Raw genomic sequence first — 18,926 nt, 5'->3', positions numbered from 1 at the left:
CCCGCCTCGGCGTGTGCGCGGCCGCCTCCTCCCCGGGGGGCGGCCGATGCGGAGCAGCAGGTCAGGCCGCGCGGACCACGTCCGCGCGGCCTCGCCGTGTCCGGGGTGGTGTGGAGCACGCCACGCCGGGGATTCGGCGGGGTACGAATCGTTATCGCACCGGAACCGGAACTCCCGGGCCGCGTGGCGCGGGTTTTCGGCCCTCCTCTTAACTCCCTGCCCAGGCCCGGTCCCCGCCCTGCCCCCGGGCGCGGGACGGCCGACGGTGCCGGGTCAGTACATGCGCCGGATGTGGAAGGCGCTGCCCCGCGCCAGGGGCTGCTCCGCGACGAACTCGTGCATCTTCATCCGGCACCAGGCGGGGATGTCCGCGCTGGCGGCGGGGTCGTCCGCGGTGACCGCGATGACCGCGCCTATGGGCACCTCGTGCAGCCTGGCGGCGAGCATGATGATCGGGATGGGGCACTTGCGGCCCACCGCCTCCACGGTGACCAGGGGAGGCCGGGGCGGGTACTCGGGCACGGAAAACCCCCGTGTGTCGTCGTCTGGTGATGACCATCCTGACCTGGTCCCGCCCCTAAGGCGAACCCGGTTAAGGGCGTCGTAAATCCAGCGATACGCTCACCTTGTTCTCTCCCTCGTGAAACGTCCACGCCGCCCCCGAGAGGCGGAAGGGGCGCGATCGGGGAGGAGGGCCCGGGGGAACGCCGGGCCGCGCTCCGTAGCCAGCCGGGAGGGTCATCCTCCGCGGGCGAACGGGCCCGGCTCCACGTACCGCCGCCAGCTCCGCTCAGGGAGGTCGGCAACACGCTGACCAGGCAAGCCCCTGAACTGGGCGCTGGGCGGTTCGCGATAATGTTTCCCCCTGAAAAGCTTTGGATACTTAGGCCGCCCGTGGAGGTTCCACGGGCTACACCGCTGGGAAGGCAATCCGTGAGTCCGACCCGCCAAGAGAATCGGCGCCGCAACCTGCGCCGATGGGCACCACGCGGCGCCGCGCTCGCCGTGCTGGGGCTGGCCGCGACCGGCTGCGCGTCGAACGATCTCACTCGTTTGGGCATGCCGGAGCCGATCACCAACCAGGCCGAGCGTGTTCTCTCGCTCTGGCAGGGCTCCTGGGTGGCGGCTTTCGCGGTCGGCATTCTCGTGTGGGGGCTGATCGTCTGGTCGGTCATCTTCCACCGCAAGCGCTCTGAGCAGTTGCCGCCGCAGGTGCGGTACAACATGCCCATCGAAGCGCTCTACACCGTGCTGCCGATCGTCATCATCTCGGTGCTGTTCTTCTTCACCGCCCGGGACCAGGCGATCCTGCTCGACACCGACGAGCCGGCGGACGTCAACATCGAGGTCGTGGCCTTCCAATGGGCCTGGCAGTTCAACTACCTCGACGACAAGAAGGAGAACGGCGGGGAGGTGCTCTTCTCCGAGACGGGTATCCCCAACCCGGACGGCACCGCCGACCCCTCCACCCAGACGACCCTGGTGCTGCCCGAGGGCGCGACCGTCCACTTCGACCTGCACTCGCCGGACGTCATCCACTCGTTCTGGATCCCCGAGTTCGGTTTCAAGATGGACGTCATCCCCGGTCGGGACAACGCCTTCCAGGCCGACATCAACGAGGGCACCGCGGGCGAGTACGTCGGCCGCTGCGCCGAGCTGTGCGGTGTGGACCACGCCCGCATGCTCTTCAACGTCCAGGTCCTGCCCCAGGACGAGTACGACGCCTGGGCCGCCGAGCAGCAGCAGGCCGCCGAGGAGGCCGAGCTGGAGGCCGCCGACACCGGCGACACGCCGGACTCCGGTGAGGGCTCCGGTGCCGAGGGTGCGGGCGCCGAGGGCGCCGGCACCGACGAGGAGGGCACCGGCAGCGGCTCCGAGGCCGAGGGCTCCGGTACCGACGAGCAGGACACCGGTTCCGGCGCGTCCGACGCCGAGGAGAATGAGCAGTCATGAGCACCACCACGTCAAGCCCCACTCTCGCGGGCGGTCAGGCACCGTCGCGCAAGGGGTCGATGATCGTCAAATGGATGACGTCCACCGACCACAAGGTCATCGGGTACATGTACCTGATCACCTCCTTCGTGTTCTTCCTCTTCGGTGGTCTGCTCGCGGTGCTCATGCGCATCGAGCTGTTCTTCCCGGGCATGCAGGCGATGTCCAACGAGCAGTTCAACCAGCTGTTCACCATGCACGGCACGATCATGCTGCTGATGTTCGCGACCCCGCTGTTCGTCGGGTTCTCGAACGTGATCATGCCGTTGCAGATCGGTTCGCCCGACGTGGCGTTCCCGAGGATGAACCTGTTCAGCTACTACCTGTTCCTGTTCGGCAGCCTCATCGCCATCAGCGGGTTCCTGACCCCGGGCGGCGCGGCCAGCTTCGGCTGGTTCGCCTACACGCCCCTGTCGGACGCGGTGCGTTCGCCGGGTCTGGGCGGTGACCTGTGGATCCTGGGCCTGGTGGTCTCGGGTCTGGGCACCATCCTGGGCGCGGTCAACTTCATCACCACCGGCCTGTGCATGCGCGCGCCCGGTATGACGATGTTCCGCATGCCGATCTTCACCTGGAACACCCTGCTCACCAGCGTGCTGGTGCTCATCGCGTTCCCCGTGCTGACGGCGGCCCTGATCGCGCTGGGCGCGGACCGCATGGTCGGCACGCAGGTGTTCAACGCCGAGCACGGCGGCGCCATCCTGTGGCAGCACCTGTTCTGGTTCTTCGGCCACCCCGAGGTGTACATCATCGCGCTGCCGTTCTTCGGCATCGTGACCGAGATCCTGCCGGTGTTCAGCCGCAAGCCGATCTTCGGCTACAAGGGGCTGGTGGCGGCGACCATCGCCATCACGGGCCTGTCGGTCACCGTGTGGGCCCACCACATGTTCCCGACCGGCGCGGTGCTGCTGCCGTTCTTCTCGTTCATGAGCTTCCTCATCGCGGTGCCGACCGGCGTGAAGTTCTTCAACTGGATCGGCACGATGTGGCGGGGCCAGATCACCTTCGAGACGCCGATGCTGTTCTCGATCGGGTTCCTGGTGACCTTCCTGTTCGGCGGTCTGACCGGTGTGCTGCTGGCCTCCCCGCCGATCGACTTCCACGTCACCGACTCCTACTTCGTGGTGGCCCACTTCCACTACGTGGTGTTCGGCACGGTGGTGTTCGCGATGTTCGCGGGCTTCTACTTCTGGTGGCCCAAGTTCACCGGGACGATGCTCCACGAGGGTCTGGGCAAGTTCCACTTCTGGCTGCTCTTCCTGGGCTTCCACGGCACGTTCCTGGTGCAGCACTGGCTGGGTGCGGCGGGTTTCCCGCGCCGCTACGCCGACTACCTGCCCAGTGACGGCTTCACCGAGCTCAACCAGATCTCCTCGGTCTCCTCGTTCGTGCTGGCGGCCTCGACGCTGATCTTCTTCTGGAACATGTACGTCACCTCCAAGAAGGCGCCGCTGGTCACCGTGGACGACCCGTGGGGCTACGGCTGCTCGCTGGAGTGGGCCACGTCCTGCCCGCCGCCGCGGCACAACTTCACGTCGCTGCCGCGGATCCGCTCCGAGCGTCCCGCGTTCGACCTGAACCACCCGCACGCCGCCGCCCCGGGCGCCGTCCCGGTGGGCGCCACGAAGGAGTAGGGCGCAATGAAGACGCAGGCCTATCTGTTCATGGGCGTCTCGACCTTCTTCGGTCTGGCCGCCGCCCTGTACGTGTACTGGTCCTGGCAGGACACCGGCACGATCGAGTGGACGGGCACCACCGCCCTGGTGGTCTCCATCGGCTTCGGTTGGATGATCGGCTTCTGGCTCTGGCAGGCGGCCCGTCGCAGCGAGCACTTCCACGGGCTTCCCGCGGAGGAGCGGCTGGACGGGGAGATCTCCGAGAACTCCGGCGAGTACGGCTTCTTCAGCCCGCACAGCGCGTGGCCGCTGTGGGTGGCGCTGGCCGTGGCGTTCACCGCGGTGGGCGTGGCGATCGGCTGGTGGATGGTGTTCATCGGCGCCTTCGCCATCATCCTCACCGCCATCGGTTGGATCTTCGAGTACTACCGCAACGAGTTCCAGCACTAGGGGGACGGCCGCCGCGCCGCGCGGCGGCCCCCGCCCGACGGCCGGACGCGTCCAGGGGGACGCGTCCGGCCGTCTTCGTCGTCACGGCCCGGAACGCGGACCCCGCGTGACGCGGCCGTCGGCGCTGCCGTCCGGGGGCCGTGTCATGACCTCGCGCACTCCGACCCCGGTGTGCGTGTCATGACTTCTCGCACTCCGACCCGGGGCCCGTGTCATGACCTCACACCGGGGTAGGGTTTTCCTGCACTTGACCTGACAGGGCACCGCGGACACGGGTGCGCCCCGCGCGCCGAGGTCCCGTCGCAACGGACGCTGGAGGTCCTTGGCGTGAAGGGACGAGTCCGCACACCCCGCGGCCTGGCGGCGGCCGCCGTCGCGGTCGCGCTCGCCGCGACGGCCTGCACCGGCCCCGCCCGGCAGGAGCCCGCGGCGGCTCCCAGCGAGGAGGCCCAGACCGGGCCGCGGATCAGCGTCACCCCCGAGGAGGGGGCCTCCTCCGTCGCCCCCGACACCCCGGTGCGGGTGTCGGTGGAGGAGGGCTCGCTCACCGACGTCCGCGTCGAGCAGGCCCCCTCCGCGGAGGAGGGCGGGGACACCGGGGCGGCCGGGGACGCCGAGCGGTGGGAGTTCACCGGCACCCTGAGCGAGGACGGCACCCGGTGGGTGAGCGACTGGAACCTGGACCCGGGCTCGGCGGTCACCGTCCGCGCCACCGCCGAGGACGACGCCGGTGAGGCCTCCGAGACGGTCGTGGAGTTCTCCACGAAGGAGGCCGTGCCCGGTCAGCGCCTCGAACTGGCCTCGAACTTCCCCACCTCCGGCGACACCGTCGGCGTGGGCATGCCGGTCATCGTCAACTTCGACCTGCCGGTGACCAACAAGGCCCAGGTGGAGAACTCCATGGAGGTGACCTCCGAGCAGGAGGTGGAGGGCGCCTGGAACTGGGTCGGCGACAAGACCGCGGTGTTTCGCCCCCGCGAGTACTGGGAGCCCCACCAGCAGGTCAGCGTGGACATGCGCCTGTCGGGGGTGGAGGCCTCCGAGGGCGTCTACGGGATCGAGAACCACCGCCTGGAGTTCGAGGTCGGCCGCGAGATGGTCTCGACCATGCACGTGCCCGACCACGAGATGCTGGTGGAGATCGACGGCGAGCCCGCGCGCACCATCCCCGTGAGCAACGGCGAGGCCTCCAAGCGCTTCAACACCACCACCTCGGGGACGCACCTGACCATGGAGAAGTACGAGTCCCTGGTCATGGACGCGGCCACCCTGGGCATCCCCGAGGACTCGCCCGACTACTACAAGCTGGACGTGGACTGGGCGGTGCGCACCTCCAACAGCGGCGAGTTCGCCCACGCCGCCCCCTGGAACGACCGGATCGGGTCTGCCAACACCTCCAACGGCTGCACGAACATGTCGGTGGAGGACGCCCGCTGGTTCTACGAGAACTCCCTGATGGGCGACGTCCTGGAGACCACCGGGACCGACCGGGAGCTGGAGTGGGACAACGGCTGGGGTTTTTGGCAGCGCTCCTGGGACGAGTGGCTGTCCCACAGCGCCACCGGTGAGCCGCAGGTGACCGACGGGTCGGGCACCCCCGGTTCCGTGCACGGCGAGGGAAACTAGGCGGGCAGGTCCGGGGAGCCCTCCAGGAGGGCGTCCAGGCGCCTGGCGGTGTGCTCCCAGGTCCACTCACGGCTCACCCACGCGCGGCCGCGTGCGCCCATCTGGGCGGCGCGCTCGGGGTCCTTCAGCAGGGCGATGAGTGCGCGCGCGGAGGGGCCGGGCAGGGATCCGTCCACGACCAGGCCGGTCTCGCCGTCCCGGACCGTGGCGGGTGCGCCCCCGGAGTCGCCCGCGACCACGGGCAGGCCGCAGGCCGAGGCCTCCAGGTAGACGATGCCCAGCCCCTCGGCCTCCAGGCCGCCCTTGCGGCTGCGGCAGGGCATGGCGAACACGTCGGCGGCGTCGTAGTAGGGCGGCAGGTCCCGATGGGGGACCGAGCCGGTGAAGACCACCGAGTCCATTCCGCGCGCGGCCGAGAGCAGGCTCCGGCGGTGGGGGCCGTCGCCGACGACGAGCAGGACCGCGTCGGGCACGTCGGCCAGGACGCGGGGCCAGGCGCGGATCAGGGTGTCCTGCCCCTTGCGCGGTACGAGCCGGGACACGCACAGCACCACGGGGCGGTCGCCCAGGCCCAGGCGCGCGCGGACCTCCTCGCCACCGGCGCCGGGCCGGAAGGCCTCGGTGTCCACGCCGGGCGTGAGCCGGCGCATGCGGGCGGCCGCGTCGGGGGACAGGGCCCGGGCCAGGTGACGCCGGGTGTACTCGCCCAGGTAGGTGACGGTGTCGGTGGTGTCGCCGATGCGGCGCAGCGCCTCGCGGGATCCGGGCATGGTGGCCCACCAGGTCTCGTGGCCGTGGCTGATGGCCACCTGGCGCTTGACGGGGGTGCCCTCGCCCAGCCCGGCGGCGAGCAGTCCCAGCGGGGCGGCGGCGCCGTAGAGCACGGTGTCGCAGCCCTCCAGGTCGGCGATGGCGCGTGCCCGCCGCGCCACCCGGGGCGTGGGCAGCAGGACGCGTGCGGCGTCGCGCACGACGGGGAAGGGCTGGCGCAGGTCGAAGTGCGGGTCGGCGGCGGCGTCGGCCCGGGCGGGGGAGGAGCAGTAGACCACGACCGATCCGCGGGGGCGGCGCAGGGCCATCTCGTGGACGAAGGCCTCGATGCCACCGGCCTTGGGCGGGAAGTCGTTGGTGATGATCAGAGTTCGCGGCACAGGGGCGAGTCTAGGCGCGGCGGGGGCGGCGGGGGGTGTTCCACGCGGGTCCGGCCCCGGTGCGCGGCGGGCCCGGAGACGGCGGTGCCCCGCGACGCCGTGCGTCGCGGGGCACCGGGAGCCGTGCGCCGGTCAGGGGCGGACGGCGGTGACGAAGTTGGCGCGGTAGTAGTCGTTCAGGGTGACCGTGCCGATGGGGCGGGCCGAGGTGGAGGCGTGCACCATGACGTTGTCGCCCGCGTACAGGCCCACGTGCTCGGGGCCGCTGCCGCCGGGGTAGAAGAAGAGCAGGTCGCCGGGCTGCTTGTTCTCCCAGGAGACCCGCTGGCCCGCGTTGACCTGCTGGTAGGTGGTGCGGGGCAGGCTGACGCCGGCGGCGGCCCAGGCGGCCTGGGTCAGGCCGGAGCAGTCGTAGCCGCCGGGGCCGGTGCCGCCCCAGACGTAGGGCTTGCCGACCTGGGCGTAGGCGAAGTTCAGTGCCGTGGCGGCGCTGCCCGTGGCGGGGCCGGTGTAGCTGCCGCCTCCTCCGCCCCCACCGCCTCCTCCGCCTCCGCTGCTCCCGCCGCCGGTCTGGCCGACGTTCTGGGTGGCTGCCGCCTGCTCCTCGGCGGTCAGCTCCGAGAGGAGCCCCTCCTGCTCCTCGATGGCCTCCTCGGCGGCCTCGGTGGCCTCCTCGGCCTCCTTGAGGGCCTCGGCGGCCTCCTCCTCGGTCGCGCTGGCCTCGGCCTCCAGGACCTCCAGGTTCTCCAGCTCGGTGACGTACTGCGCGAGGTTGCCGTCGTTCTGGGTCGACAGGTAGTCCAGGTCGGCCTGGTGGGCCAGGGCGTCCTCGGGGCCGGTGGAGCTGAGCAGCTGGTGGAAGGAGGTGAAGTCGACGCCGGTGTAGGTGGAGCTGGCGAGCCGGCGGGCGCCCAGGCCGAGTTCGGCGACCTTCTCCTCGGCGGCCTCGATCTCCTCCAGGATGCCCTCCAGCTCCTCCTGGGCGGCCTCGTGCGTCTCCTTGGCCTCGTTGTAGGCCGCGTTGAGCTCGATGTACTCCTCTTCGAGGGCCTCGATCTCCTCGCGGACCTCCTCGGCCGTCGGATCGGCGTGGGCCACCGCGGTGGGCAGCAGCAGGGCGGCTGCGGTCAGGGAGGAGAGGGCCGCGGTGCGGCGCCTGCGGACGCGACGGGATGCCAACACGTGTAGACCTTTCTCCCCTTGTCCCAATGCCGTGGGGAAGGGTCGGGGGATGCGCCGGGCGGGGGCTGGGGGCCTTCCGGGCGGGGCCGGAGGGTGCGGGAGGCCGTGACCCGCGGGGTGGGGTCGGCCCGCCCGGGGCGCGGCCGTCACCGCCAGGGGGCGGTGAATGAGGTGGCAACCGCGCTCGGCGATGAACACTAGTGCATCCGCCGGGTCGCTCTCAACCTTTTCGTGATGTTCCACCGGTTGGCGCCGCGTGTCCGAAAACCGGGCTGTTGTCCGTTAAACGGCGGAGGGCCGCCACCCGGCGGGTGACGGCCCTGCGTGCTCCGAGGATGGTTCCCGTGCTCCGGGCGCCCGGAGCACGGACCACGGCGAAGCGGAGGTCCGAAGGAGGACTGCCTACGGGCGGACGGCGAACTGGAACTCGCTCGCCCAGTACGCGGCCAGGCCGACGACCTCGATGTTGCGGCCGCTGCTGGGCGCGTGCACCATCTGGCCGTTGCCGGCGTAGAGCCCGTCGTGGGTCAGGCCGCCGAAGAAGAACATGATGTCGCCGGGCTGGAGGGCGTTCATGTCGTAGATGCGCTGGCCCACCTCGGCCTGGGCGTAGGTGGTGCGGGGCAGGTCGACGCCGCCCGCGCGCCAGGCGGCCTGGACCAGGCCGGAGCAGTCGTAGCCGTTGGGGCCGGTGCCGCCCCAGACGTAGGGCAGCCCGACCTTGGAGTAGGCGAAGTCCAGGGCCGCGCCCGCGCTGCCCGAGGCGGAGCCGGTGTAGGACTGGCCGCCGCTGCCGTCGGCGCCCTCGGCGGCCGGGTCGGAGTCGGGGAACTGGGCCAGGAGCGTCTCCTGCTCCTCCAGCTTCTCCTCGACGCTGGTCTTGGCCTCCTCGGCCTCCTCCAGCGCGGTCTCGGCCTCCTCCAGGGCCTCCTCGGCCTCGTCCTTGAGGGCGAACAGCCGCTCGTGGGAGGCGCCGAACTCGTCGAGCTGGGCCTTCTGGGCCTCCGACAGGTAGTTCAGGTCGGCGTTCTGCTCCAGCAGGCTCTCGGGGCCCTCGGAGGAGAGGATGTTGGCCATGGAGTCCAGGTCGCCGGACTGGTAGGTGGCGCTGGCGAGCTCCTGCACCTTGGTGCGCAGCTCCTCGTAGCGCTCCTCCTCGTCGCCGACCTGCTCGTCGAGGTCCTCGTAGAGGGTCTCGGCGACGTCGTGGTCCTCCTTGGCCTGGTTGTACTCCTCGACCGCGGTGGAGACCTCCTCGCGCAGCTCCTCGATCTTGTCTTCGACCTCGTCCTGGGTCGGCTCCGCGTAGGCGGTGCCCGGGACGAGCATGGTGCCCGCGACGACCGCGCTGATTCCGGTCGTAGCGGCGAATCGGCGAGCCGTACGTCGTCCACCGGGGTTCTTCATGGCGGTCCACGCTCCTTGGGGTCGGGCAAGTCCGCATAGGGGTGCGGGGAGAACAGGGACGGGGCCCGCGCGGGGGCGCGGGCGGGTGAGTGTGCGGGTCCCGACCGGCGGGCTCAGACGCGGCCTTGCTGTCCGGTGGAGCACTCACGTTCCGGGAAGAACCTAGCGGACCGTTCTGCACAGCTCAACCACGGAGCCCTGTACGTGCCGGTGTTCACAGTGCGCGCCGCGGTCCGCGGCGGGCGTGTCGTTCCTGGGAGTGAGCCGCGGGTCGAGCGGGGTAACGAATGGGTAACGGCTGGGGTGGGTGTGTCCCCGTGACGCCCGTGCCGGGCCGCGCCCGCCCCCGCGGCGGGCGCCCGGCCCCGTCAGCCGTGCGACTCCAGGCGGCGCAGGAAGATCGTCGAGGGCACCGCGCGCGCCCCAGCGCGGCGCACCGCCGTCACGATCTCGCGGTCGGAGGTGACCACCGCGATCGGCCGCCCCGGGGGTTCGGCGCGCACCAGCCGCACGATCAGCTCGTCCGCGGTCTCCCCGGGCGCGCTGAACAACAGCCGTACCCGGCGCGCCGCCGCCATCACCGGCGGGGTGTCCACGTCCGCGCCGTCGAACACGCACGTGATCTCGGCCTTGGTCCGGCTGGCCAGTCCCTCCAGGGAGTTCATCAGCCGGGTGCGCTGGTCGGCCAGGGGGAGGGTTCCGTAGCCGGTCTTGGTGACGTTGTAGCCGTCCACCAGCAGGTGCACCCGGGGCGCGGTGAGCAGGTGCTCCAGCAGGCCGGGGTCGTCGTCGGGCAGCCCGCCCAGGGACACCCGCCGCTGCTGCTCGGTCTCGGCCACCAGGTCGGCGGGGCTGTCCAGGACGGTGGGCAGCGCCAGTTCGCGGCGCAGGCCGTGGGAGGCCTCCACCAGTACGTCCAGCAGCACGCGCAGCCGCGCCTCGTCGGCGTTGCGTCCGGCGCGCACCGCCCGCCGGGCGTTGTCCAGCTGGGCCTCGGCCGTGGCCAGCCTCGATCTCAGCCGCCGGTTCTGCGACTCCAGCGCGCTGACCCGCGCGGCGGACTCCGACTCGCGTCCGGCCGTCTCGGTCAGCGCCCGCGAGGCCCGCTCGGTGGCCTCCTTGGCCCGCTGCCGCTCGGTGTGCACCTTGCGGCGCAGCTCGGCGATCTCGGTGCGCTGGGCCTTGATCTGGGACCGCAGCCGCTCCAGCTCCTCCTGGTGGTCGTGCCGGGTCTCGTCCAGTTGGCGGCGGGCGGCGTCCAGGGCCTCCGCGGCCTGGTCCGCCTCCTTGGCGCTGGTCTGGCGCTCCAGCTCCCGGTGGACGTCCTCGACGATGCCGGGCCACCCCGGGGGCCGCAGCAGGTAGGCGCAGGCGGCCACGGCCACGGGGTCGGCCGCGGGGGGCACCACGCCCGAGCGCAGGCCCTCGGCCAGCTCGGGCCACACCTGGTCGACGCGGGCCGCGACCATGTCGCGGAAGGTTTCGTCGTTCTCCAGTTGGGCGGCGATCTGCGGTCCGGCGAGCCGGGCCCTGCGGCGCGGCTCGAACCTGGCGACCCTGCGCAGCAGCGGGGGCAGGTCGCTCGCGCGCATGCCGCCGAGCACGTCCGAGCCGTACTCGACGACCCGGGCGCGCACCTGCTCGGGCAGCGGCCGGGCCAGCCGTTCGCCGCCGTCACCGCCGTTGCCGTCACCGCCGCCATCGCCGACGCCGTGGCCGCCGTCCTCCGCCGGGTGGACGCCGCCGTCGAGCGGATCGCCGCCGTCGGAGTCGCCGCCCGCACCGGGGCGGGCGCTCATGCCCGACCCGTCGGGCTCTCCGCCGAGGAACCGGGGACCGACCGGTCGGCGTCGGGGCGGGCGATGATCTCGACGCTGTCGGTGGCGCCGCACCAGCGGCACCGCACCCGCTCGATGGTCTCGGAGAGCACGGTGCGCTCCTCGACCCCGCCCTCACCGGCCAGGTCCAGGTGGACGTAGTCCTGGGAGCGCACGGTCCGGGTCACGTCGAACCGCGTGAGATTGCCGCATCCGGTGCACCGCCACCGCTCACTGTCACCCGGCATCGCGATCCCCACGGTTCCTCCCTCGTCTGGTGCTCTGGAGGGGCGGCGGCCCCGCCGCCGCCCCGATGACCCACATCTTTGCATGTCGGGCAGGTCAGACCGTATTCCGCCAGGTTGTCCGCACGGCCGACTACCCTGGCCGGGTGGTACGACAAGCGGCGCCCGCCGGCGTCCAGACCAGCATCAGCGACCTCGGTACGCCGTTGGCCGCGGCGTCCTTCGTGGTGCTGGACCTGGAGACCACCGGCACCAGCGCGAGCGGCTCCCGGATCACGGAGGTCGGCGCGGTCAGGGTGCGCGGAGGCGAGGTCGTCGGCGAGTTCGCCACCCTGGTCAATCCCGGTACCCCCATACCGGCCAACATCACCCTCCTGACGGGGATCACCCAGTCGATGGTGGCCTCGGCCCCGCCGATGGAGGAGGTCCTGCCCCGGCTGCTGGCCTTCCTGGACGCCGAACCCGACACCGTGCTGGTGGCCCACAACGCGCCCTTCGACACCGGCTTCCTCAAGGCCGCGTGCGAGCGCCACGGCACGGACTGGCCCGGCTACCCGGTCGTGGACACGCTGCGCCTGGCCCGCGCCGTGCTCGCGCGCGGCGAGACGCGCAACCACCGGCTGGCCACGCTGGCGGCCTACTTCGGGGTCCCGGTCGCGCCCAACCACCGCGCCCTGGAGGACGCCCGCGCCACCGTCGGCGTCCTGCACGGGCTCGTGGAGCGCCTGCGCCCCATGGGCGTGTCCAGCGTGGAGGAGCTGCGCGCGGTCACCAAGCCGCCCACCAAGGCCCAGCGCAGCAGGCGCCACCTGGCCGAGGACCTGCCGGAGGAGCCGGGCGTGTACGTGTTCACCGACGCCCGCGGGGAGAGCCTCTACGTCGGCAAGAGCAAGAACCTGCGCCGCCGGGTGCGCACCTACTTCACCGCGGCCGAGAGCCGCCAGCGCATCCGTGAGATGGCGGGCCTGGTGGCGGGCGTGACCCCCATCGTGTGCTCCAGCGAGCTGGAGGCCTCCGTCCGCGAGCTGCGCATCATCGCCGAACGCAAACCGCCCTACAACCGGCGTTCGCGCAACCCCGAGCGCGCCTCGTGGGTCCGGCTCACCGCCGACGCCTTCCCGCGCCTGTCGGTGGTGCGCACGGTCAGCCGCGACGGGGCGGCCCACATCGGGCCCTACGCCTCGCCCCGCGAGGCCGAGCGGGCCAGGGAGGCCCTGCTCCACGTCTTCCCGCTGCGCCAGTGCGCGCACACCTTCCGGCCCCCGGAGACGGTCGCGGGGGAAGGCGGCGGGACCCGCGTCGCCCCGCAGGTGGTCACCTCGGGCGCGCGGTGGACGGGCCCGTGCGTGATGGCCCAGCTGGGCCGCTGCGGCGCGCCCTGCGACGGCAGCGAGAGCGAGGCCGAGTACGCGGTGCACGCCGAGGCCGCACGCGTCGCGATGACCGGGGACCCCGCCGCCGTGGTGGACGCGCACACCGCGCGCATAGCCGAACTCGCCGCGGACCTGCGCTACGAGGAGGCCGCGCACCTGCGCGACCGGCTCACCGCGTTCCTGCGCGGCGCCAGGCGGGCCCAGCGCCTGTCGGCCATCGCCGCGGTCGCGCACCTGGTCGCCTCCCGCCGCACCGCCGCGGGCTGGGAGACCTGCGTGGTCCGCCACGGCCGCCTGGCCGCCAGCGCCGTGCTGCGCCCGGGCACCGACCCCGCCGCGTTCCTGGCCTCCCTCGTGGCCACCGCCGAGTACGTGCCCGCCGGGCACGGGCCCAGCCCCGGCGCGCTCCCGGGGGAGACCGAGCTGGTCCTGGACTGGCTCGCCGACCCCGCCACGCGGCTGGTCGAGATCGACGGGGAGTGGACATGCCCGTTGCGCAGCGCCGAGGCGCACACCGGGATGACACACTGGGCCCATGGCCGCGCTTCCGCTCAATGACGACTACCCCGTCCGCCGCGTCCCCGTCGTCTCGTACACGCTGGTCGCGGTCAACGTCCTCGTCTACCTGGTGTCACCGCAGGCGCTGACCGCGGTGTGGTACCCGGCGGACATGTTCGAGCGCTTCTGCGCGATCCAGGACTACTTCATGTACTGGGGGGCGGTGCCCGCCGAGATCACGGGCCGGACCGACCTGGTCCCGCACGCGGTCCCCGAGTGCGGGCAGCTCGACGGCAAGCCGGTGTGGTTCTCGGTGTTCAGCTCGATGTTCCTGCACAGCGGGCCCGGGCACCTGATCGGCAACCTGGTGTACCTGTTCGTGTTCGGGCCCGTGGTGGAGGACCGGATCGGCAAGCTGCGCTTCACGGGGCTGTACCTGGCCACCGGGGTCGCCGCAGCCTACGGCTTCGCGCTGACCGACGTCGACGCGGCCATGCCGATGGTGGGCGCCTCCGGGGCCATCTCGGGCGTGCTGGGCGCCTACCTGGTCGTGCAGTTCCGCAGCCGGGTGACCACGCTGGTGTTCGGGGTGATCCCGATGCGCCTGCCCGGGTGGGCCGTGGTGGGCAGCTACTTCGCTCTTCAGTATCTTCTCTACGTCACCACACCGAGCGCCCCCGGCGCCGGAGGCGGCGTCGCCTACGCGGCGCACGTGTACGGGTTCGTCGCGGGGGTGGTCGTGGGACTGGTGGTCTACCGGCTGCGATGGCGCTCCGGGACGCGGCTGTCCGACGTCTACTAGGCACACGCCCTGGTGCGCCCCGGCGCGGCCGTCGCGCCCGTCCCGACATTTTCCGAGGAACCGCCCTGGAGGCACAGTGATCACCGCGATCGTCATGATCAAGGCCGACGTCCACCGCATCCCCGAGGTCGCCGGGGCGATCGCGGAGATCGACGGGGTGAGCGAGGTCTACTCGGTCACCGGCGGCGTCGACCTCATCGCCATGGTGCGGGTGCGCAAGCACGAGGACCTGGCCGAGGTGATCCCCGGCCGGGTGAACAAGGTGCCCGGCGTCCTCTCCTCCGACACCCACATCTCCTTCCAGGCCTACTCCAGGCACGACCTGGAGTCGGCCTTCGCCCTGGGCTGGTAGCCGGTCGTGGCCGGTACCTGGAGTGCGCAGGAGGCGGGGGTCCTCGCCCTGCCCTCGGGCAGGCTGGTGCGCGGCCGGGGCCTGAGGCGCCCGCTGCCGCCCGGACCCCCGCCCGACCTCGGGCTGTACCTGCTGGGCCGCGAACCGGCGCCCGTGCCCTGGGAGGGGCGCTGGCTGCGGTGGCGGGACTTCGGGCTGCCCTCCGACCCCGCGGCCGTGGGCGCGGCGCTGCGCGAGGCGTGGGAGCGCGCCGGGGCCGAACGCGTCGAGGTCGCCTGCGGCGGCGGCCAGGGGCGCACCGGCACGGCGCTGGCGTGCCTGGCGGTGCTGGACGGGGTCCCCGCGCGCGAGGCGGTCGCCTACGTCCGCGCGCACTACCTGCCGCGTGCGGTGGAGACCCCCTGGCAGCGCCGCTTCGTGGCCCGCTTCGAGGCCTGAGACCCGCCGGGGGCGGACCACCGGCCCCGGCGGGCGGGCCGAACGCCGGGGGCGCGGCACCGGGTCTCCCCGCCGCCGCGCCCCCGACGCGCGTTCACAGGGCCTTGGCGTACTGCTGGCTGGTCTCCACCCAGCGCTCCAGCGCGCGCTCGGCGGCGCCGCTGTCCACCGCCGCGGCGGCCCGCTCGTACCCGTCGCGCACCGACTCCAGCAGGGGTCCCCGGATGCCGTCCACGGCGGCCAGCGCGGCGCCCGCGTTGAGCAGCACGGCGTCGCGCACCGGGCCGGTGCGGCCCGCCAGGAGGTCGCGCACGGCCTGGGCGTTGAACCCGACGTCGCCGCCGCGCAGGTCCTCCGGACGTGAGCGGGCGATGCCCAGGTCGGCGGGGTCGAGCGTCTCGCGCCGGGCCCGGCCGTCGCCCACCACCCACACCGTGGAGGTGGTCGTGGTGGTCAGCTCGTCCAGCCCGTCGTCGCCCCGGAACACCAGGGCCGAGGAGCCGCGGCGGGCGAACACCCCGGCGATCACCTCGCACATGCGCTCGTCGAACACCCCGATGGCCGAGGTGGTGGGCTGGGCCGGGTTGGTCAGCGGGCCCAGGAAGTTGAACACCGTGGGCACCGCCAGCTCACGGCGGGGCTTGGCGGTGAAGCGGAACGAGGGGTGGAAGACCGGGGCGAAGCAGAAGGCGATGCCCGCCTCCTCGGCCACCCGCACGGTCAGCTCCGGCGGCAGGTCCAGGACCACGCCCAGGCGCTCCAGCACGTCGGCGGTGCCGCAGGAGGAGGACGCCGCCCGGTTGCCGTGCTTGACCACGCGGGCGCCCGCGGCCGAGGCCACGATCGCCGCCATCGTGGACACGTTCACGGTGTGCGCGCGGTCGCCGCCGGTGCCGACGATGTCCAGGGTCGGTCCGGGGACGTGGATGCGCACGGCGTTGTCGAGCATGCCCCGGGCCAGGCCGGTCACCTCCGACACGCTCTCGCCCTTGGCGCGCAGCGCGATGGCGAACCCGGCGATCTGGGCGTCGGTCGCGGCCTCGGACATGATCTCGTTCATCGCCCACGCGGTGTCGTCGGCGCTCAGGGTCCGTCCGCCCAGCAGGGCGGTGATGAGGTTGGACCAGGTCCGCTCGGTCACGGCGGACCGTTCGTCGGAGTTCGCGGCTCCGGAGCCGGCGGCGGAGTGGGCGGCGGGGACGTTCATCTGGGTTGCTCCACGGTGAAGGAACGGGCACGGAAGGGGCCGGGGCGCGGCGCGCGGGCGGGTTGCCCTCAGGCGCCGGGGGGAAGGGGCGTGGCGTGAGCGCGCCATCGCCCGATGTCGGCGCCGTGGTGCAGGGCCGCGCCCACCGCGCGGCGGCGGCGCGGCTCCGCGTCGCCGCGGTGGCCCGTTCCGAGACCGTCTCGCACGCGTGTCACCCGTTCAGGGCCGCCGCGACCCGCTGGCGCATGAGCTCGGCCAGGGCCTCGGCGAGCGCGACGGGGTCGATCGGGTGGCTGACGACCTGCTCGGCCTGGGACCAGGTGGCCAGCCAGCCGTCGTCGCGCCGTCCCACCAGCAGCAGGACCGGCGGGCAGCGGTAGATCTCGTCCTTGACCTGGCGGCACAGGCCCATCCCGCCGACGGGGGAGGCCTCGCCGTCGAAGATCGCCACGTCCACGCGCGCGGAGGGGTCGGTGTCCTCCAGCCTGCGCAGGACCATGGGCGCGGTCGCGCACTCGACGAACTCCACGAGGGGAACGTCGGCCGCGGGGCGCCGGCCGACCGCCAGTCGCACCTGCTCGCGGGTGTCGGCGTCGTCGCTGTAGACCAGCACGCGCATCCTGGCACCCGTGTCCGTACCGCTGACCACCATCGCGCAACCGTCCCATCGCTTCTGTCCGCGGCCGTCGCCGCGGGGGTGCGGCCGGGGCGTTCGTTGGCTGTATGCCCTCTGACTGTATTGCCTCACGGCTCCGCTGCACAGGAGAGGGGCCGGGGGCGTGCCGGGTACTGAGACCTGGGCCACCACATTCAGAGCACGGGCTAACCCCACCCCCAAGCCCTGTTATCAAAAGGTGATTTTCTTGATGTCTGGCCGTAACCTGCCGTAGGTCGGAGTGTCACCTGGGAGGCGCTGGATCGCCGCAGCCGCAGGGGATCCCGAATTTCGGTCACTCTGGGTATGTTGCTGGTGTGACTAGAGGGGCAAAGCCGATACAGTAACGCCCGAGTCACGATCGACCGGTGCCAGCAGGCCGCGCGGGGTGCCAGGGCGCCCCGTACCGGGTCTGACCCGCCCTGTTACGGAGAGTCGGGTACGGCCCTCTCCGAGATGCCGTAATAATGCTGGCGTGGCGACAGCAACCGCGAACCCAAAATCAGCACCGACACCAGCACATGGTGCGGCAAAGCGTCCTGACCTGGTGAGCGTTGGCACCATCGTTTGGTTGGCCAACGAGCTCATGTTCTTCGCTGCGCTGTTCGCGATGTACTTCACGATCCGATCGGTGACCAACGGAAACCCCGACCTGGGGCAGTGGCCCGACACCCACCTGAACGTGCCGTGGGCGTCGGCGATCACCGTGGTCCTGGTGGCTTCGAGCTTCACCGCGCAGGCCGGCGTCTGGGCCGCCGAGCGCGGTGATGTCAAGAAGCTGCGTATGTGGTTCTTCATCACGTTCTTCATGGGCCTGTTCTTCGTCCTTGGGCAGGCCTACGAGTACTACGAGCTCATCTTCCACGGGGGCCTGACTCTTCAGTCGAGCGCTTACGGGTCGATGTTCTACCTGACCACGGGCTTCCACGGACTCCATGTCATCGGTGGGCTGATCGCGTTCCTCATCATGTTGGGACGTACGTACGCCGCGAAGCGCTTCACCCACCAGCAGGCGACCAGCGCGATCGTCGTGTCCTACTACTGGCACTTCGTCGATGTGGTCTGGATCGCTTTGTTCTTCACCATCTACTTCATCCAGTAACCCGAAACGGGGAAACCGTGAAATGGATTACCGCGCGGCGGCGGCATCCCCTGGCGGGGTATGTCGTCGTCATCCTCGCGCTAGCCCTGTTCGGGGTGGGGTACGCCGCTTTGGCGCCCACCGCGGACCAGGCCCAGGCGCAGACTCTGGCTGCTGATGGTCCTCCCTCGGCGGACGAGGTCGATGTGGCCAACGGCGAGGACATCTTCAACCAGACGTGCGCGACCTGTCACAACTACGACGGCAGTGGTAGTTACGGCGAGGACGGGGAGTACACCCGGGGTCCGGACATCCGTGATTCGGGTGCCGCGGCCATTGACTTCCAGGTCAGCACGGGGCGTATGCCGTCGATGAACCCCGACGCGCAGATGCCGCGCAAGCCGATGGCGATGTCGGAGGAGGATCTGCAGGATCTGATCGCGTACTACAACGCGCAGATCAGGACCGGTGGTCCCGATATTCCCTATGACGTTCCGGGTGAGGCGCCCGAGCGTGGGGAGTTCGAGGACGAGGCTTCCTATGAGGCGGCGCTTGAGGAGTTCGAGGCCGAGTACGAGTCGTATGTTCAGGGCGCCGACAACACCGACATGGGTATGCGTCTGTATCTGACCAACTGTGCGCACTGCCATGGTTGGTCTGGTGGTGGCGGTGCGTTGACCGATGGTCGTTGGGCTCCGGAGATTCATGACGCGTCCGCGCGTCAGATCTATGAGGCGATGGTCAGTGGTCCGGGTGCGATGCCGATGTTCAGTGACACGGTGATCGAGCCGGAGGAGAAGCAGGAGTTGATCTCCTATATCAAGACGCTCCAGGCCGAACCCAACGCCGGTGGCGTCTTCCACCTCAATCGCATCGGGCAGGTGGCCGAAGGCCTCATCAGCTGGGTCGTCGGACTCGCTTTGATCATTGCCTGCGCGATCTGGATCACCGCGAAGCAGCGAGCTCATGACTGAGAACAACAGCAACGACAGCAGCGGGGGAGAGGCCACGCCCGAACGCGTGGTCGGCACCCC

At 71.5% G+C, this 18,926-nt stretch carries 18 protein-coding genes; 10 read left to right on the top strand and 8 right to left on the bottom strand.

Translation table 11 applies throughout. The annotated features are described in order from the left end of the window. Positions 1–273 precede the first annotated feature (273 nt). Positions 274–522, bottom strand: a complete 249-nt coding sequence (locus G011_RS0125545) for a sulfurtransferase TusA family protein (protein ID WP_019610950.1) — start codon at positions 520–522, stop codon at positions 274–276. 537 nt (positions 523–1,059) lie between these two features. Between G011_RS0125545 and coxB the strand changes: the two genes are divergently transcribed. The 4 genes from coxB (at position 1,060) to G011_RS0125525 (ending at position 5,684) form a co-directional block, all read left to right on the top strand. Beyond that, a complete protein-coding gene (gene coxB / locus G011_RS0125540; protein WP_019610949.1) occupies positions 1,060–1,953 on the top strand; it encodes a cytochrome c oxidase subunit II in 894 nt (297 codons plus the stop codon). Continuing rightward, the gene (gene ctaD / locus G011_RS0125535) at positions 1,950–3,626 is read left to right on the top strand and encodes a cytochrome c oxidase subunit I (protein WP_026338657.1); all 1,677 of its coding nucleotides are present in this window, start codon (positions 1,950–1,952) and stop codon (positions 3,624–3,626) included. The genes coxB and ctaD overlap by 4 nt, the downstream gene beginning before the upstream one ends. A 6-nt stretch (positions 3,627–3,632) precedes the next feature. After that, positions 3,633–4,058: a cytochrome c oxidase subunit 4 gene (locus G011_RS0125530; protein WP_013154164.1), complete on the top strand. Its 426-nt coding sequence runs from the start codon at positions 3,633–3,635 to the stop codon at positions 4,056–4,058. A 327-nt stretch (positions 4,059–4,385) separates the two neighbouring features. After that, the gene (locus tag G011_RS0125525; RefSeq protein WP_019610947.1) at positions 4,386–5,684 is read left to right on the top strand and encodes an Ig-like domain-containing protein; all 1,299 of its coding nucleotides are present in this window, start codon (positions 4,386–4,388) and stop codon (positions 5,682–5,684) included. On the opposite strand, the gene G011_RS0125520 is transcribed toward G011_RS0125525, so the two are convergent. The 5 genes from G011_RS0125520 to G011_RS0125500 form a co-directional block, all read right to left on the bottom strand. Then, complete coding sequence (locus tag G011_RS0125520; RefSeq protein WP_019610946.1) at positions 5,681–6,835, bottom strand: glycosyltransferase family 4 protein; 1,155 nt, start codon at positions 6,833–6,835, stop codon at positions 5,681–5,683. The genes G011_RS0125525 and G011_RS0125520 overlap by 4 nt on opposite strands. A gap of 132 nt (positions 6,836–6,967) precedes the next feature. Then, positions 6,968–8,017, bottom strand: a complete 1,050-nt coding sequence (locus tag G011_RS0125515; RefSeq protein WP_019610945.1) for a C40 family peptidase — start codon at positions 8,015–8,017, stop codon at positions 6,968–6,970. Positions 8,018–8,419: 402 nt separating this feature from the next. Beyond that, positions 8,420–9,424: an NlpC/P60 family protein gene (locus tag G011_RS0125510; RefSeq protein WP_026338656.1), complete on the bottom strand. Its 1,005-nt coding sequence runs from the start codon at positions 9,422–9,424 to the stop codon at positions 8,420–8,422. Between the two features lie 368 nt (positions 9,425–9,792). Next, positions 9,793–11,223 (bottom strand): NYN domain-containing protein, encoded by a 1,431-nt coding sequence (locus G011_RS0125505; RefSeq protein WP_019610943.1) that lies wholly within the window; start codon positions 11,221–11,223, stop codon positions 9,793–9,795. Then, a complete protein-coding gene (locus tag G011_RS0125500; protein WP_013154158.1) occupies positions 11,220–11,501 on the bottom strand; it encodes a hypothetical protein in 282 nt (93 codons plus the stop codon). Before G011_RS0125500 ends, G011_RS0125505 begins: the two co-directional genes overlap by 4 nt. Positions 11,502–11,632: 131 nt before the next feature. Between G011_RS0125500 and G011_RS0125495 the strand changes: the two genes are divergently transcribed. From G011_RS0125495 to G011_RS0125480, 4 genes are all read left to right on the top strand, one after another. Continuing rightward, positions 11,633–13,417, top strand: coding sequence for a DEDD exonuclease domain-containing protein (locus tag G011_RS0125495; RefSeq protein WP_026338655.1), 1,785 nt, complete (start codon positions 11,633–11,635; stop codon positions 13,415–13,417). Further along, positions 13,395–14,159: a rhomboid family intramembrane serine protease gene (locus G011_RS0125490; protein WP_013154156.1), complete on the top strand. Its 765-nt coding sequence runs from the start codon at positions 13,395–13,397 to the stop codon at positions 14,157–14,159. Before G011_RS0125495 ends, G011_RS0125490 begins: the two co-directional genes overlap by 23 nt. A 76-nt stretch (positions 14,160–14,235) precedes the next feature. Further along, entirely contained in the window at positions 14,236–14,511 is a 276-nt protein-coding gene (locus tag G011_RS0125485; RefSeq protein ID WP_013154155.1) for an Lrp/AsnC family transcriptional regulator, read from the top strand. A gap of 6 nt (positions 14,512–14,517) precedes the next feature. Further along, the gene (locus G011_RS0125480) at positions 14,518–14,949 is read left to right on the top strand and encodes a protein-tyrosine phosphatase family protein (protein ID WP_019610940.1); all 432 of its coding nucleotides are present in this window, start codon (positions 14,518–14,520) and stop codon (positions 14,947–14,949) included. Between the two features lie 94 nt (positions 14,950–15,043). Here G011_RS0125480 and trpD read toward each other — a convergent pair whose 3' ends face one another. Both trpD and G011_RS0125470 read right to left on the bottom strand, forming a co-directional pair. Beyond that, a complete protein-coding gene (trpD, locus tag G011_RS0125475; protein ID WP_019610939.1) occupies positions 15,044–16,156 on the bottom strand; it encodes an anthranilate phosphoribosyltransferase in 1,113 nt (370 codons plus the stop codon). A 211-nt stretch (positions 16,157–16,367) separates the two neighbouring features. Then, positions 16,368–16,808 carry a response regulator transcription factor gene (locus G011_RS0125470; RefSeq protein WP_019610938.1) on the bottom strand — a complete coding sequence of 147 codons (441 nt, stop codon included), beginning with the start codon at positions 16,806–16,808 and terminating at the stop codon, positions 16,368–16,370. Between the two features lie 547 nt (positions 16,809–17,355). On the opposite strand from G011_RS0125470, the gene G011_RS0125465 reads away from it, so the two are divergent. Next, positions 17,356–17,913 carry a heme-copper oxidase subunit III gene (locus tag G011_RS0125465; RefSeq protein WP_210746207.1) on the top strand — a complete coding sequence of 186 codons (558 nt, stop codon included), beginning with the start codon at positions 17,356–17,358 and terminating at the stop codon, positions 17,911–17,913. Positions 17,914–17,930: 17 nt separating this feature from the next. Continuing rightward, positions 17,931–18,866, top strand: a complete 936-nt coding sequence (locus G011_RS0125460) for a cytochrome c (RefSeq protein ID WP_019610936.1) — start codon at positions 17,931–17,933, stop codon at positions 18,864–18,866. Positions 18,867–18,926 lie beyond the last annotated feature (60 nt).

It is taken from the genome of Nocardiopsis sp. CNS-639, from assembly GCF_000381685.1.
GTDB lineage: Bacteria > Actinomycetota > Actinomycetes > Streptosporangiales > Streptosporangiaceae > Nocardiopsis > Nocardiopsis dassonvillei.
This window is presented reverse-complemented; position numbering and strand designations above follow the sequence as displayed.

Excerpts from the sequence above, each read along its gene's own strand:
- coxB (WP_019610949.1), top strand. The coding sequence starts at position 1,060 with ATGCCGGAGCCGATCACCAACCAGGCCGAGCGTGTTCTCTCGCTCTGG.
- ctaD (WP_026338657.1), top strand. The coding sequence starts at position 1,950 with ATGAGCACCACCACGTCAAGCCCCACTCTCGCGGGCGGTCAGGCACCG.
- G011_RS0125530 (WP_013154164.1), top strand. The coding sequence starts at position 3,633 with ATGAAGACGCAGGCCTATCTGTTCATGGGCGTCTCGACCTTCTTCGGT.
- G011_RS0125510 (WP_026338656.1), bottom strand. The coding sequence starts at position 9,424 with ATGAAGAACCCCGGTGGACGACGTACGGCTCGCCGATTCGCCGCTACG.
- G011_RS0125505 (WP_019610943.1), bottom strand. The coding sequence starts at position 11,223 with ATGAGCGCCCGCCCCGGTGCGGGCGGCGACTCCGACGGCGGCGATCCG.
- G011_RS0125490 (WP_013154156.1), top strand. The coding sequence starts at position 13,395 with ATGGCCGCGCTTCCGCTCAATGACGACTACCCCGTCCGCCGCGTCCCC.
- trpD (WP_019610939.1), bottom strand. The coding sequence starts at position 16,156 with ATGAACGTCCCCGCCGCCCACTCCGCCGCCGGCTCCGGAGCCGCGAAC.
- G011_RS0125470 (WP_019610938.1), bottom strand. The coding sequence starts at position 16,808 with ATGGTGGTCAGCGGTACGGACACGGGTGCCAGGATGCGCGTGCTGGTC.